The organism is Paenibacillus sp. JT22N7 (genome assembly GCF_059383875.1).
This window is the reverse complement of record NZ_JBXENY010000020.1, coordinates 1-15,289: the sequence shown is the minus strand read 5'-3', so window position 1 is coordinate 15,289 and position 15,289 is coordinate 1. Positions and strand designations below refer to the sequence as shown.

At 48.6% G+C, this 15,289-nt stretch carries 15 protein-coding genes, 1 rRNA gene and 1 riboswitch; of the genes, 14 read left to right on the top strand and 2 right to left on the bottom strand.

The window, feature by feature from the left end; genetic code table 11:
* Nucleotides 1-73: 73 nt before the first annotated feature.
* Nucleotides 74-1,456 carry a hypothetical protein gene (locus AC50Y5_RS32250; RefSeq protein WP_494865664.1) on the bottom strand — a complete coding sequence of 461 codons (1,383 nt, stop codon included), beginning with the start codon at nt 1,454-1,456 and terminating at the stop codon, nt 74-76.
* Nucleotides 1,457-1,694: 238 nt separating this feature from the next.
* On the opposite strand from AC50Y5_RS32250, the gene AC50Y5_RS32245 reads away from it, so the two are divergent.
* The 7 genes from AC50Y5_RS32245 to AC50Y5_RS32215 all read left to right on the top strand — a co-directional run bounded on the left by AC50Y5_RS32245 (nt 1,695) and on the right by AC50Y5_RS32215 (nt 8,279).
* Nucleotides 1,695-2,765 carry a BMP family lipoprotein gene (locus AC50Y5_RS32245; RefSeq protein WP_056040061.1) on the top strand — a complete coding sequence of 357 codons (1,071 nt, stop codon included), beginning with the start codon at nt 1,695-1,697 and terminating at the stop codon, nt 2,763-2,765.
* A gap of 171 nt (nt 2,766-2,936) precedes the next feature.
* Complete coding sequence (locus AC50Y5_RS32240; RefSeq protein ID WP_056040062.1) at nt 2,937-4,424, top strand: ABC transporter ATP-binding protein; 1,488 nt, start codon at nt 2,937-2,939, stop codon at nt 4,422-4,424.
* A gap of 37 nt (nt 4,425-4,461) precedes the next feature.
* Nucleotides 4,462-5,481, top strand: coding sequence for an ABC transporter permease (locus tag AC50Y5_RS32235; RefSeq protein WP_155973407.1), 1,020 nt, complete (start codon nt 4,462-4,464; stop codon nt 5,479-5,481).
* Nucleotide 5,482: 1 nt separating this feature from the next.
* Nucleotides 5,483-6,406 (top strand): ABC transporter permease, encoded by a 924-nt coding sequence (locus tag AC50Y5_RS32230; protein ID WP_056040066.1) that lies wholly within the window; start codon nt 5,483-5,485, stop codon nt 6,404-6,406.
* A 44-nt stretch (nt 6,407-6,450) separates the two neighbouring features.
* Nucleotides 6,451-7,122 carry a sulfite oxidase-like oxidoreductase gene (locus AC50Y5_RS32225; RefSeq protein WP_056040067.1) on the top strand — a complete coding sequence of 224 codons (672 nt, stop codon included), beginning with the start codon at nt 6,451-6,453 and terminating at the stop codon, nt 7,120-7,122.
* A gap of 1 nt (nt 7,123) precedes the next feature.
* Entirely contained in the window at nt 7,124-7,849 is a 726-nt protein-coding gene (locus AC50Y5_RS32220) for a nucleoside phosphorylase (protein WP_494865661.1), read from the top strand.
* A gap of 22 nt (nt 7,850-7,871) precedes the next feature.
* Entirely contained in the window at nt 7,872-8,279 is a 408-nt protein-coding gene (locus AC50Y5_RS32215; RefSeq protein ID WP_056040071.1) for a VOC family protein, read from the top strand.
* An 81-nt stretch (nt 8,280-8,360) separates the two neighbouring features.
* Here the strand turns inward: AC50Y5_RS32215 and AC50Y5_RS32210 are convergent, their stop codons facing one another.
* Nucleotides 8,361-9,155, bottom strand: a complete 795-nt coding sequence (locus AC50Y5_RS32210) for an AIM24 family protein (protein ID WP_056040072.1) — start codon at nt 9,153-9,155, stop codon at nt 8,361-8,363.
* Between the two features lie 202 nt (nt 9,156-9,357).
* Nucleotides 9,358-9,401: riboswitch (PreQ1 riboswitch) on the top strand.
* A 223-nt stretch (nt 9,402-9,624) separates the two neighbouring features.
* Between AC50Y5_RS32210 and queC the strand changes: the two genes are divergently transcribed.
* From queC to AC50Y5_RS32175, 7 genes are all read left to right on the top strand, one after another.
* Entirely contained in the window at nt 9,625-10,338 is a 714-nt protein-coding gene (queC, locus tag AC50Y5_RS32205) for a 7-cyano-7-deazaguanine synthase QueC (protein WP_056040162.1), read from the top strand.
* Complete coding sequence (locus AC50Y5_RS32200) at nt 10,335-10,820, top strand: 6-pyruvoyl trahydropterin synthase family protein (protein ID WP_056040074.1); 486 nt, start codon at nt 10,335-10,337, stop codon at nt 10,818-10,820. The genes queC and AC50Y5_RS32200 overlap by 4 nt, the downstream gene beginning before the upstream one ends.
* Entirely contained in the window at nt 10,813-11,550 is a 738-nt protein-coding gene (queE, locus tag AC50Y5_RS32195; RefSeq protein WP_494865658.1) for a 7-carboxy-7-deazaguanine synthase QueE, read from the top strand. Before AC50Y5_RS32200 ends, queE begins: the two co-directional genes overlap by 8 nt.
* A gap of 195 nt (nt 11,551-11,745) precedes the next feature.
* On the top strand, nt 11,746-12,243 hold the full coding sequence (gene queF / locus AC50Y5_RS32190; RefSeq protein WP_056040078.1) for a preQ(1) synthase: 498 nt from the start codon (nt 11,746-11,748) through the stop codon (nt 12,241-12,243).
* A gap of 92 nt (nt 12,244-12,335) precedes the next feature.
* Complete coding sequence (locus tag AC50Y5_RS32185) at nt 12,336-12,605, top strand: hypothetical protein (protein WP_494865656.1); 270 nt, start codon at nt 12,336-12,338, stop codon at nt 12,603-12,605.
* Between the two features lie 244 nt (nt 12,606-12,849).
* Nucleotides 12,850-14,649 (top strand): dockerin type I domain-containing protein, encoded by a 1,800-nt coding sequence (locus tag AC50Y5_RS32180; protein ID WP_494865654.1) that lies wholly within the window; start codon nt 12,850-12,852, stop codon nt 14,647-14,649.
* Nucleotides 14,650-15,180: 531 nt separating this feature from the next.
* Nucleotides 15,181-15,289: ribosomal RNA gene (locus tag AC50Y5_RS32175) — 16S ribosomal RNA — on the top strand; the annotation flags it as partial.

The following is a 15,289-nucleotide window of genomic DNA, read 5'->3' as shown; positions in this document are numbered from 1 at the left end:
CACATCAAAAAAAGGGATTCGCTTCGTTTTCACGAAGGAATCCCTTTTTATCACTAGAAGATTGGCCTTATGCTTATAGACCTTCGCCATTCAAGTAGTTATGGAATGGCTTGTCTACCCAGAACGTATAGGATTTAATGTTGACAGCTGGATCGAGCTTGCGGAAGCCCTCTACGATATTTTTCGACTGATCATTCAGCGAGAAGGACTGGGCATAATAATAGCCGGTGCCCGTAATTTTATTGTTCGTAATGACCTCGTATTCATCAAGCTTGGTTGAAGAATAGTAAAGAGGCTGGAACCATGAGCCATAAATCAGGCCCGGCTGATCGGCTTTGTCTTTTTTCGCATATTGCAAAATAATAGGCTGGAAGCGGGCTTTATCCGCTGCATTGTTGAATTCAAAGGCGATATCGAATTCCTTCGCATACGTAATATAATTGCCATTCTCGATTTGAACCACTTTATAGTTTTCAGTGTCCTTTGTTGGCGGCTCGCCCCATTCCTTCATGAAGACGTAGGCGGATGTTTTTGGCTCAAGCTGAACTTTGGCGTCAATGCCTTCGCTGCGCAGCAGACCGATAAGCTGGATGACATGCTTGAGGTCGCTGTGTCCATAAGTAAGGGATAGCGATGGCGTGAAGTTGGCGTCAAAACGCGCATCCTTCAAGTTGTAGCCCGTTACCAAATTATTTTTGAGCGCCGTATCTACAATCGTTTGCAGCTCTGGTGCTTGAATAATATTGGACGTTTTGAAAGCATCATTCAATTGGGCGTAAATAGTGCTATCGTTGATGTTTCCGATGAAGTGCTTGTATTCCCCTTTAAAGGAAATAATTTGCACGATTAGCGTTTCGGCAAGCTGCGGCGTCAGCCCTTTGCCTTTGATCGCATTGTACTGGGAGGCTGGCAGCAAGCCCGTATCTACGGCTGCGGCAAGCTCCTGCGATGCTGCTGTTCCTAGTGAGGAAGCCGGAATGTTCAGCTTCTTCAGACCAGCTGTTATTTTCGCTTGCGGGTATGTATGGGCAAGCTCCTGCAATCCCGCTGCTTTAACCGCGATATACAAAGCGGAAGCTGCTGTCAATTTTTGCTCAGCGTTTACGGTTGTTGAAGTAAGAATGCCTTGTTTATGTAGGGCAGCTGCTGCAGCATAATAAGGGCTGGTCTCAGCCAAATCGGTGAAGGCAGGAAGCTCTTCCGGCTGCTCCAGCTTAAGCGCATCAGCTACCGCTTTAATGAACTGTCCTTTTGTAATCGTGCTGGTGGTGAAAGCTATGCCAAACTTTTCTTTAAGGAACAGCTTGGCTTCTGATGAAGCAGCAGTAGTTGCTGTGCTTGTTGCTGTTGTAGTAGAAGCAGCTGCATAAATAGGAACAGCGGATGATAAAGCAATGGATAGGGCCAGAGAAGCGGACAATAAGGATCTGGTTAGTGCAGGATATTTTGTACTCATAAATTCCCTCCGGTATTGGATAATATTTTCCAAATCATATTAAATGACTCGGAATAGTACGATTATACTAGCATTGTTACAATTTTGTGTCAACATCGTATTTTTATAACTAACTTTCATGAAAATCATGTAGAATAAACAAGAGTTTTGTCGAAAATTCGCTATTGACAAAATCCGATAAGCTTACTAGGATAAAGAGAAAAATACTAGTTATTTTAAGGGAGAGAAACGTACACAGATGAAAAAGACACTGGCGTTAACATTTTCAATATTGATGGTTGTCGTTTTACTGGCGGCTTGCGGCTCGAATGGAACAAACAACAGCAGCACCGGCACAAATACTGGCACGGCTACAAATGCTGGAACAGCAACAGCTTCTCCTGAAAATGCAAAGCAAAAACGCGTAGCGCTCGTGCTTCCTGAGCAAATCGGCGTTAACCCGTTTTTCGCATCAATGGATGAAGGCTTCAAAAGAGCCGGTGAAGAATTTAATGTAGAAGTGAAAACGATTGAGTCGACAGACCCTGCAGCATTCGAGCAAAACCTGCGCGCAGCGGTAGCTGACAATTACGATCTGATTATTACAGCAACTTTCCAAGCGGAGGATGCCCTTAATAAAGTAGCTCCAGAAAATCCGGACAAGCCATTCGCGATTATCGATACAGTCGTGGATCAGCCGAACGTACGCAGCGTCGTATTCCGTGAGCAGGAAGCTGCTTACTTGCTAGGCGCAGCTGCTGGCCTCTCCACTAAAACGAATGTAGTTGGCGCAGTAGTGGCAATGGATACACCACTGCTTAAGAAATACACATATGGTTTTGAGCAAGGACTTAACAGCACAAACCCAGATGCAAAATTCTTGGTTAACTATGTAGGTAATTTCAACGATTCGGCAAAAGGCAAGGAGCTTGCGCTGCTGCAATATTCCCAAGGCGCAGATTTCGTAGCGGGCATGTCGGCTGTTGGCGATCTTGGCGTATTTGAAGCAGCGAAGGAAAAAGGCCTGTACGCTTCCGGTCAAGATATCGACCGTACGGAGCTTGATCCTGAGCATATCGTCCTTTCCCAATTGAAAGGTACAGATGCAGTAGCTTATGAAACGGTAAAAGCATTCGCAAACGACCAATTCGACTTTACAGCGACTGACTACGGCTTGAAGGAAAAAGGTGTAGGTCTTACATTCGTAACACAAGACAGCAAATCAGCGCTAAGCCCATTTGTTGGCGAAGACACGATTACAAAAGTGAAAGCCATTGCCGATGATATTATTTCAGGCAAAATCGTCGTAGAGCTTCCAGCGGCGAAATAAGAAGATGCACCGGCTGCCAGCGGGCAGCCGGTTTGCTTGTTTTTGAAATATAGGAAAGTATATGATTTCGCCATACTTTCTCTATATTTCTCGGACTGAAACGCCGCGCGCCGTCAAAGGACGGCTTTCGGCCGTTTCACCTTGGTTTATTGTGAGAGGAGAGCTGCCCGCATGCTGCTGCAAATGAATAAGATTACAAAATCCTACGGAGCGCTTAAAGCCAATAGCGAAGTGGATTTTTCGCTGCGTAAAGGGGAAATTCATGCGCTAGTCGGAGAAAATGGCGCTGGTAAAACGACATTGATGCGTATTTTGTACGGCATGGAGACGCCGACTTCTGGCAGCATCGTTGTAGATGGCAAGCAGGTGGCGTTTCATAGTCCATCGGATGCCATTAGCAGTAAAATCGGAATGGTGCACCAGCATTTTATGCTCTTTCCGACGTTCACTATTTCTGAAAATATCGTCATTGGCCGCGAGCCTGCCAAGGCAGCACGCTTTGACCGCAAGCAAGCGGCACTGATAACAGAGCAATTGGGCGCTTCTTATGGCATGCCGGTTGATCCGTGGAAAAAGGTAGAGGATTGCTCGCTAGGCTTGCAGCAGCGTGTAGAAATATTGAAGGTGCTGCATCAGGGAGCAGAAATCATTATTTTGGATGAGCCGACGGCAGTGCTGACTCCTCTTGAGGTCAAGGAGCTGCTGGTTGCGATCAAGCGGCTGGCGGCACAAGGCAAAAGCTTCATTCTGATCAGCCATAAGCTGCAGGAAATTATGGATGTAGCTGACCGCATTACGGTGCTGCGTGACGGCAAGCTTAGCGGTACGGTCAATGTTGCGGATACGAGCATTGAAGAGCTGTCCCGGATGATGGTTGGCCGCGAGCTGCTGGATTTGCAGAAGGAAGCCCCGGCTAGTGGCGAGAAGGTGCTGGAAGCGGTGCAGCTAACGATAAAAGACGAGCATGGGAAGCCGAAGCTTGATCAAGTGAGCCTCAGCGTTCACGCTGGAGAAATTGTGGGCATCGCCGGTATTTCTGGCAATGGGCAATCGGAGCTGCTGCAGGCGATTTCAGGACTTGCCCCTGTCGATTCTGGCAAAACTCTGCTGCGGGGCAAAGATGTTACGGGCGAGTCTGTACGCAGTATTCGTGAGCAAGGGCTTGCTCATATACCAGAGGACCGCTATCAATGGGGCGTGGCGAAGGATGCGACGGTGCTGGAAAATGGCCTTATGGGCCACGCCAGCCGCTATCAGCGCGGAGGCGTATTGCGCGGCGCGGCGATTCGCCAGCTCGTAAGCGGCTGGGTCGAGCGTTTTGGCATCAAGACAGGCTCGATTCATACGAAGGCGCAGTATTTATCGGGAGGCAATTTGCAGAAGCTGATTGTGGCTCGCGAGCTTGCCCAGGAAACACCATTTTTAATTGCGGCGGAGCCTACCCGTGGCGTCGATATCGGCGCGATGGAAATTATTCATGGCGAGCTGTTGAAGCGGCGGGCTGCTGGCGGGGCGATTTTGCTCGTGTCATCTGAGCTGACGGAAATACTAAAGCTGTCCGACCGCGTGCTCGTTATGAATGAAGGCCGAATCGTCGGCGAATTGCCGGGCTTAACGGCTACGGAAGAAGAAATTAGTCTGTTAATGGCGGGAGGATAAACGGGTGGACAAGCTTAAAGGAATACTGGGGGCGTTAATGCAGCCGCTTCTCGCCATCGTTGTCGGTCTCGGAGCGGGCGCCATCGCTATCGCGATTGTTGGCGGTTCTATAACCGAGACATATGCCGAGATGTGGAAGGGCGCTTTCGGCAGTTTTTATTTTTTCACCAATACATTAAGCCGCGCTACACCTATTATGTTGATAGGGCTTGGAGTGGCGCTCGCCTTCCGCGCAGGCTTTTTCAATATGGGCTCCGAAGGACAAATGGTACTCGGCGCGCTAAGCGCCGCAGTGACCGCGATTTATTTGCCGGGGCCAGCTTGGCTTAAGCTTGTCGCAGCGCTGCTGGCCGGCGTCATTGCTGGCGGGCTATGGTCCGCTTTTGCCGGATGGCTGGATGCCCGGTTTCGCATGAACTTATTGATTACGACCTTATTGCTCAATTATATAGCGTCCTTATTTGCCGGCTATGTCGTTTCCTACCCATTGATGGACAGATCCGGCTCCGCAGCAATGGCGCAGACGGTTATGGTAGATAAAAGCGTGTGGCTGCCAAAGCTGTTTCAAGGGATGAGCCTGCATGCAGGGTTTTTGTTTGCGCTCATTGGGGCTATAGCGCTTGCCTGGTTTATGCGCTATATGGTTAAAGGCTATGAAATTCGCATGATGGGCGGAAATCCGTTATTCGCAAGCTATGGCGGCGTTAATCGCGGAAGGCTGATGCTGTACAGCATGTTCGTCAGCGGCGGTTTTGCTGGTCTTGCCGGAGCCGGAGAGGTGCTGGGCACGCAATACCGTTATTTGGATGGCGCACTTACCTCTCCGGGGTATGCCTGGTCAGGTATTATGGCGACGCTGCTAGCCGGATCGAATCCGCTAGGCACGGCGCTCGCTGCCATATTGCTGGCTGCGCTGCAAACTGGCGGCATGGGCGTCGAGCGCAATACCGATGTGCCGCTGGAAGTATCAAGCATTATTCAGGCCGTACTTATTTTGTTTATTTCCGCAAAGTTTACTTATTCGTTCTTTAAGAAAAAGAAGAAGGCGGGGGCTTAAGGTGGATCAGCTGTTTGATGTTTCCCTGTTCGCTTCGACACTCCGCATGATTACGCCGATTTTGCTTGCAGCGCTCGGCGGTGCGTTATGCGCGCGGGTCGGCCTGTTTAACGTCGGTTTGGAAGGGCTCATTCTTATTGGCGCCTTCTCGGCGATTGTCGGCAACCATTTGACGGGCAACGTGTGGCTTGCAGTATTGTTCGCTATCGTCTGCGTGCTCGTGTTCTCCTTATTGCTTGCTTATATGGCCATTCATTTGAAGGCGAACGTCATTGTCGTCGGGATTTCGCTTAACTTTCTCGCGCTGGGGCTGACGACGTTTTCCTTGCGGGCGATTTTTGATGTCAAAGGCGCTTATTACGATAAAAGCATGGTCGGCCTGCCCAAGTGGGATATTCCGCTGATCAAGGATATTCCTTGGGTCGGAGATGTCGTATCCGGCCATTCGCCGCTCGTCTATTTATCGATCGTTCTCGTCGCTTGTTTGCAGTATTATTTATTTAAAACCGTATCCGGCTTCCGCTTGCTTGCCGCGGGACAAAATCCGGTTGCCGCAAGAAGCCTCGGCATCAAGGTGACGCATATCCAATATGGAGCTGTGCTGATGTGCGGCGTTTTATGCGGGCTTGCCGGAGCGCAGCTGTCGCTTGGTCAAGTTACGATGTTTACCGAAGGCATGACGGCTGGCCGCGGCTTTATCGCGTTAGTTGCGACGATGCTCGGTCAGTCTAATCCGCTTGGCGTTGCGGGAGCAAGCTTGTTGTTTGGCTTTATGGATGCGCTCAGCACCCGGCTGCAGGGCTATGCGCTGCCGGTCCATTTTACGATGATGCTGCCATATGTGGTAACGATAATAGCAATGTTTTTCTTCAAGGATAAAAGCTATTTGGCGGAAGCGCGCAAGGCGAACGAAAGCTCGCGCTAGGTTCCTTGCTGCAAGCCGCATAATTGAAGGAGGTTTAAGTAAGCATGATCAGTAAAGCTGAACGTTTGAAAAAAGCGCCGGTTCGGCATATTGAAGTGGCCGCAGAAATCGCCCACCGGGTTCCGCCTGGACAAGCGCTGACGGATCGTTTTCCGATTTTGCATGAGAATGAAGTGCCTGAGTATAATATGGCGGAATGGACGCTGACAATTAGCGGTGCCGTAGAGAAGGAAATGGTGTTTTCCTATGAGCAGCTGATGGCGATGCCGCAAACGACGCAAGTAAACGATATTCATTGCGTGACCCGCTGGTCGAAGCTGGATACGGAGTGGAAAGGCGTCAAATTCAAGGATTTGCTGCCGCTGCTTCGCGTGTTGCCGGAAGCCAAATATGTGATGATTTATGCCGATCAGGATTATGAGACGAACTTGCCGCTTGAAGATTTATTGCGGGAGGATGTGCTGCTCGCTCATAGCTATGATGGCGAGCAGCTGACGCCGAAGCATGGCTGGCCGCTGCGCCTCTTGGTGCCGCATTTGTATTTCTGGAAAAGCGCGAAATGGATTCGCGGCTTTGAATTTATGACGGAAGACCGCCCAGGCTTCTGGGAGCGCAACGGCTTCCACAATTACGCTGATCCGTTCGAGGAGCAGCGTTTCTCGGGAGAAGATATAGACTTGCCTGAAGATGAATGGCATAAAAAGGAGTGGGATTAGCTTGCTGCTGCCGATTTTACAAGTGAATACAGAAGATTTGCCCGCTATTGCTATCGTTTGCGGCGATCCGAAACGCTCGGAGACGATTGCAAGGCATTTGGAAGAAAAGCGCGAGCTGGCATTCAGCCGCGAATACCGCAGCTTCGTCGGAACCTACAAAGGAGTGCGCCTTGCGGTAGTCAGCCATGGTGTAGGCTCGCCGGGAGCGGCGGTATGCTTTGAGGAGCTGATCAAGGGCGGTGTTACGACGCTGATCCGCGTCGGGACAGCGGGCTCTTATTCGGCCGATTATCCGGCCGGCAGCCTAGTTGTCAGCACGGCTGCGGTTCGCGCAGACGGCTTGACGCGGCAGCTGGTGCCGGATGGGTTTCCAGCGGTTGCCGATCATGAAGTAAGCAGCGCCCTTTATGCGGCAGCTGTGGCGGAAGGCGGCATCGTGAAAAAAGGGATTACCGTCACGCTGGATGCTTTCTTTACAGGTGTGGTGGACATTCCGCATAAGCAGTACAAGCAGGCTGGCGCGCTTGCGGTCGAGATGGAAATTGCCGCACTCTACATTATTGCCACGCTGCGCGGGGCACGCGCTGGGGCGATTCTAGCTTTGGACGGCTATGCCGATGCAGATTTGGCCCAAGAATATGATCCGCATACGAACGTTGTAGCGGAAGCAATCGAACGGGAAATCGCTGCTGCTTTGAACGCAGCAGTGAAACTGGCAAGCGCATAAATGGAGAGGGAGTGAAGGAGAAATGGAACAGAAGGTATTTGCCTTTTTGATGTTTTCGGGACAAGCTGACGAGGCGATGAAGCTATATGTTTCCACGTTCGAGGATGCTGACATTGTAAGCGCAAAGTATTATCCGCAAAGCGAGCCTGGCGCTAAGCCTAAGGTGCTGCACGCTATTTTCTCGATAAAAGGCCAGCAGGTGATGTGCATTGACAATCAGCTCAGCGATTCGCATCCCCATGCCTTTACTCCCGCGCTTTCCTTATTCGTAAATTGCGACAGCGAGGCGGAAATCAACGAGGTTTTCGCGAAGCTGGCGGAGGAAGGCAAAGTATTAATGCCATTGTCGCCATCGCCGGTCAGCACGTTGTTCGGCTGGCTGGAGGATAAATATGGCGTATCGTGGCAGTTGAACTTGCCTGCCCGCTAATAGGCGTTCTTAATAGGCGTTCATACGAAAGACCGCGCTCCCTTATGAGGGGAGAGCGGTCTTTTTTGCGTGTATATCGGATTAACGTCGTGCTCCTGCTTGAGGCAGCGGTTTGTAGTCGGTAAGCGGAGCTAGCCATACCAGACCCGTTCCTCTGTATACGTTAACGAGACCTTCCCCCGAAGCAGCGGAGCCTAGAAGTGATTTTCCTGATTTTTCTACAGTGAAATCAAGGGAGCTCGACCACATCAAAGCAAAGTTGCCGTCTACCTTAAGCACATCATTTTGCAGCTCGACGACAACCGCTTCTTCTGAAGGGATCGGCGCTTCTATAGCGAGCACGCCTTTTCCTCTAACGCTTAAATTAAACAGCCCTTCGCCGCCAAGCGCAGCCGAGGAGAGCGTCTTGCGTGCGCTTACGCTTAGTTCGAGGGTCGAGTGGCAGGCTAAAAATAGACCGTCCTCGATGACGATATGGTCGTTGTCCACGTCAATGAGCCACAAATAGCGATAGGTCGGCTCCAGCATAATCGTGCCCGTCCCTTTGTATACCGGTTTGACGGCGGACGTGCCGGTTACTGCGCCAGCGACTAAATTTCGCATTAGTCCACCAACGCCTTTAATGCCGGAATTCATTTCAATATTTCCGATCATATACTGCATAGCACCGGCGCTCATCATAATTTCATTGTTGCTGAGCTCAATCATCAGCTGTTTTTTGCGCATATTGCTTTGATTCATAAAATAGTTCGCTTGTGCTTCCATCGCATTCGTGGAGCTGAGATCCTCTTTGTATTCCAAAATGCTGAATCCGCCCATTTGATCTTGAATGAAGACGTTTTTGTTTTCTTTTACATTATTTAATTTAAAAGCCATTGACGTATCTTCCTCCTGTTGCATGCATTTTATTGGATGATGAAGGTAAAGTATTTCCAGTCTCCCATATATTCGACAAAAAGCCTCGTTTTCCTTGTTGTAGTCCAATGTCTTCCCTTGTTCAGCAGCCTCCAGCTGTGCTATAGTACGAGAGGTATCAAAATATAAAGTCTGGAGTGAACGCCGAACACGGCGCATCACGACAGGAGAGGTTCGCGAACTCCCTCTATAAAAAACTAAGGAAAATGGAATGGCAGGATGAATTCCGTTTTTTAAAATATAAGAAGGTATAAGTTTCACCTTTATACACTCTTATATTTCATCGCGAAACGGCAGCTTTGCCGCCAGAGGATGGCTTTCAGCCGTTTCACCTTGTTTTATGGGCAAAATGTTCGAAGGATCTCTCTGCATGCTCCGGCTCTAGCCGGCATTGAAGAGAGGAGAATGAAAGATGACAGCAACACAAGAAATGCAAGCAGCACAAGAAGTGACACAAAATCAAACAGCATCAGGCGGACAAGCGGCGAAAAAAGCCGTCGTCGTATTTAGCGGAGGGCAGGACAGCACGACCTGTTTATTTTGGGCGCTTAAGCGTTATGACGTTGTGGAGGCTGTGACGTTCAATTATGGACAGCGCCACAAGCTGGAGCTAGACTCTGCTGCACAAATTGCAGAGGAGCTTGGCGTCAAGCATCATGTGCTGGATATGTCACTGCTTAATCAGCTGGCGCCAAATGCGCTGACGAGGGACGATATTGCCATTGAACAAACAGAAGGCGGCCTGCCGACGACATTCGTAGATGGCCGTAATTTGCTGTTTCTATCGTTCGCAGCGATACTTGCCAAGCAGATTGGCGCACATACGGTCGTAACCGGCGTATGTGAGACGGATTTCAGCGGCTATCCCGATTGCCGCGACATCTTTATTAAATCAACGAATGTGACGCTTAATCTCGCGATGGACTACCCGTTCGTCATTGAGACCCCTCTAATGTGGCTGAATAAAGCGCAAACGTGGCAGCTAGCCGATGAGCTGGGCGCCTTTGATTTCGTCAGAAACAAGACGCTGACCTGCTACAATGGCATCATCGCAGATGGCTGCGGCGAATGCCCGGCATGCAAGCTCAGATCGCAGGGCCTCCGGCAATATTTGTCTTCCCGCAAGGAGGAGATGGCCGAGTGATTCAGCAAATTTACCCTTCTGCAACACATCCCTTCAGCTATGAGCTGAACAAAGACATGCATTTTGCCGCCGCGCACAGCATTCCTAGCGCCGAGGCGGGCAAATGTGCTCAAATTCATGGGCATACGTATTTCGCCAATGTGACGATCGCTGGCGATGAGCTGGATGCTTCCGGCTTTCTTGTTAATTTTGCTCTCATTAAGCGGCTTATTCATGACCGCTTTGACCATACGTATTTAAATGATGACAACGAGCATTTCCATGCGCAAAGCGCGGAGTATTTTCCGACAACGGAAGTCGTTGCGCGCACCATCTATGAAATTACGCAAAATCATTTGGATCAGCTGGCGAACAAGCCGCGCTGTGTTCAAGTGTTTTTGCGCGAAACCCCAACAAGCTACGTCATTTACCGCCCCAAAAAGACGGAGCAGCCGCTAGCGGCTACACAAATTCAAGATAAGGCTGCTGCTCCCGATGCTTAAGCAGGCCGAAGCGCGTATCCCGGTTATGGAAATTTTCGGGCCGACTGTGCAAGGGGAAGGCATGGTTATCGGGCAAAAAACGATGTTTGTCCGCACAGCCGGCTGTGACTACAGCTGCGCTTGGTGCGATTCTGCCTTTACTTGGGACGGCACAGGCAAGGATGAGATCCGCATGCTCACCGCAGCGGAAGTCATGTCGGAGCTGCACGCCGTCGGCGGAGAAGCGTTCTCGCATGTGACGCTGTCCGGCGGCAATCCGGCGCTGCTTCGCCATGCGGGCGAGCTGGTGCAGGGGCTGCATGCCGCAGGCATTCAGGTTGCGCTGGAAACGCAGGGCAGCAAGTGGCAGGACTGGCTGCTCGACATTGACGAGCTGACGTTGTCGCCCAAGCCGCCCAGCTCCGGCATGGTGACCAACTGGGACATGCTGGACCAGATCGTAAGCCGGCTGTCGGAGGCGGCACGCAGCTTTAGCCTGAAGGTCGTCGTATTTGACGACGCTGATTTGGCTTATGCCGCGAGTGTCCACGCGCGGTATCCGGGAGCGCTATTTTTCGTCCAAGCGGGCAATGATGACCTTGCCGAAGGCGACAATGGCAAGCTGCGCGACAAGCTCGTGGAACGGTATGAATGGCTGATCGAGCGCGTGATGGTGCGCAGCGATATGAATCAGGTGAGGGTGCTGCCGCAGCTGCACGCCTGGGTGTGGGGCAACAAACGGGGCGTTTAGCCAAGCGGAGTAACGCTTTATTTAAATATAGGAAAGGATATGGTCTTTCCATCCATTCTCTATATTTCTACGCGAAACGAAAGCTTTGCCGCCAGAGGATGGCGACAGGCGTTTACGCTTGTTCACTGTGCATAGATAGATGGGTTTATAAATAGAAGGTTTGCAATGAGGGATAAGAGAAGGAGCGAACAACGAATGAGTGGAAGAAAAGAAGAAGAGCTGCAGGGGATTAGCCTGCTTGGCAATCAGGGAACGAATTATACGTTCGAATATTCCCCTGACATTTTGGAGACCTTTGACAACAAGCATCCGTACCGAGATTATTTTGTGAAGTTTAACTGCCCGGAGTTTACGAGCCTTTGCCCGATGACGGGTCAGCCGGATTTTGCCACGATATATATTTCCTATGTTCCCGATGTGTTAATGGTAGAAAGCAAGTCGCTCAAGCTGTACTTATTCAGCTTCCGCAATCACGGAGATTTCCACGAGGACTGTGTGAACATTATTATGAACGATCTGATCAAGCTGATGGACCCCCGCTATATTGAGGTCTGGGGCAAGTTCACGCCGCGCGGCGGCATTTCTATCGACCCTTATTGCAATTATGGGAAGCCGGGCACAAAATACGAGCAAATGGCGGAAAACCGCCTGATGAACCATGACTTATACCCGGAAAAAATAGATAACCGCTAGTAGGGATAGTTGTCTCGCAAGGCTTTAACACAAGCAAGGCCTGACCCATTCTCGGATATTATAGTAGACCATGAGAAAAGGAGATGCCTTGAATGTCTTGCGATCCGTTTTGTCCAACTGTCCGGGTATTTGTTCCGCCTGTAACGGTAGTAAACGACGTCTTTCATCCGCAAATCGTTGAGGTTGTGCATCAAATCAACGTCGTAAACCGCTATCATTGCGTTCCATGTGAAAAACATTTGTACGAATACAAGTATTCCGACGTAGATGCGACTAAAGATTCCTGTCACAAAGCCGCCGCAGCCGTGGAAGTCGAGGTAGTCGTAGTAGTCGCGGAAGCCGTGGCCACAGCTACATGTTGAAAGCGAAAGCTTCTAAGAAAAGTGTAAAAAAAGCAAAAGGCTAAAAAGCGAGCAGCTTAATATTTTGCATAAGCCGAAAATGCAGAAAAACCCGAATCTTCATAGAAGATGCCGGGTTTTTCTTTTATGAATAAAGGACGAACAGCCTAATATATACATGATTTAGTCTGGAGTAGGGTTTTAAAGGGGGCTATAGGGGCAGTTCATCTATTTAGTCCTACGATATCGCTTTAGGAGGGGTTTCATGCAGCAATCGTTTTACCGTAAAGCCGTTAAAAACAAACAGTTATCCCTATTACTGGTACTTGTGTTTAGTATTTCGCTCCTGTTTCCCGCAGAGGTGATGGGAGCAAAGGCAGAGACGACAGGAAGCTTGCTACCCACAGCTAATAAGGAACGAGCAACATTATCATCCAGCTCTAAGCAAATGGATCTCAGTGAAAAGCAAAATGCTTCCTTGCAGCTAGATCCGGTTTCGGATCTAAACCTTACACCCTATATATTTTCGCCTAATTGGGATTTTAATAAAGATTATGCTGACGTCACTTATAAAATAAATACGGCCTTGTCTTATTATTCACTAGATGTGTACACAGTTGAAGGTAGTACCTATACATGGAAAGGCAAAATTATGGAGGAGGCAAACGGAACGAGCCCAGGCAGCTATAGAGTAACATTCTCAGGGATGGTAACGAAGGGTTCGGATTACATTGAATTAGGTCAAGGCCACTATGTCATTATTCCACGGATAGGTTTGGAAGAGACAGACTTGCTGATGAATCAGCTTGCGGAATGTATTATTGATTGGAGTGAGCCTGTTTCCGAATTGAATAATCCAGCTATAACAGTAGCAAATGGTCTAGGTACTATACGTGGAAGAGTGATTAGCGATTTGTTGGTTGATATATTGGGCGATTATTCTGGCATTACTGTAGTAGCCATTCCTTATTCTCGCGATGCGAGGTATTCTGGAATCTTTACTGATGATGGGCAATTCAGCATTGAGGTACCTATTCAATACGGAACGAATGGATTTGAAATTGTTATCTACGATGCCGCGTTGAATGGCTTTGAATACCCGAAATATTATGTGGAATATCAAGAAGAGGAAGAGGTGCCTTCACCTGAGATATCTGCTGTTGCTTCTAAATCAAATGTGGTAACGGGGGAAGCTTTTGACGTTTCCATAGATTTTGCACAGGTCAACGATTTATATGTAGCTCAATTCAGCTTGACGTATGACAGCGAGTTGCTTAAAGGAACAGTTGAACCAAGTGTTACACTGACGAATTATCAGGATCAGGAAAATGCGGGCACAGCGCTTATAACGAGTGAGAAAACCATTGACCTCGGAAATGGACATGCGCGAACCGACTATGTAGTATCATTGGCAGGCGATATTAACGGATACAGTGGTGCAGGTACCTTTGCGAAGTTCCATTTTTCAAGCGGTACGGTAGGTGCATTTGATTTTGAACTGTCCAATTTGAGAGCATTAAACAGCTATTCAGAAGCGTTTGTCTATGAAACTGTGACAAATACTACTGTAATAGTAACGAGCGCGCCAGGAGAGCAGAAGCATACCCTTTCTGGCAAGATAGCCGCTGAAGCTTTCGGCAGCGCTGTAGATTACAGCAGCATTTGGTACAATGGCTCAGATGGCGTTCATAAAGTTGTAGTAGAAGCTATTGACACGAATGGCTCTGTTGCAGCCATCTCCGAGGTGCAAGCTAATGGAGGCTACACGCTGCACGTTCCTAAAGGAAAGTATAAAATACGCGTTGTTGTTCCTGGACATATAGCGGTTGAGGCCACTACTCAGGTTAACGGTGATATGACATATAATGTGGGCCCTCTGGAGGCGGGTGATGTAAATGGAAATGGGGAAATAGATTTAGCAGATTTGCAGCTTGCAGCGAAGTATTTCGGCAAATCTAAAGGAAGCGGCTGGCAAAATGTAAAAGCGAGCAGCACTGACATTAACCGCGATAATACAGTTGACCTTCTGGATATTTCATTCATTGTGTTGAATTATAAAATGTAAAATAGCATTTGGAGTAGAAGGGGGCCCTTGCTGCCCTCTTCTCTATTTATATACAAGTCTATACAAAGCTAATTTACCGGAAGCAGCACGTCTTTCAATTTGCGGGCAATAGGATTAAGCAGTTGATTTGGTTAAATTAAAAGCATTAGCAGATTCATTAGATTTTTCTAAATCAAATTTGTATGGAGTGGTTATGATGTCAGTTTAAGAATTAAACAAGACATTGTGTCCTGATTTTATAAGTGCAAGGTAGGCTTCACAAAGATATATTTGAACAAATGTTATAAGATTAAAATCTTTTTTCAAAAAACACTTGCAATAACATAGGAACCCATGGTATATTCTAATTCCGGCCGAGAGATAAACGGTTCGGACAGAGAAACACAGCAAGAGAAATTGTTCTTTGAAAACTGAACAACGAGTGAAACTGCCACATTAACTTAGTTAATGTAAAGCGATACAAAAAAAGTAATGAGCAAGTCAAACCAAATGCTCTTTCCCCTTCGATCTTGATCGAAAGAAAAGACATCCTAAATGGAGAGTTTGATCCTGGCTCAGGACGAACGCTGGCGGCGTGCCTAATACATGCAAGTCGAGCGGAGTTGATGGAGTGCTTGCACTCCTGATGCTTAGCGGCGGA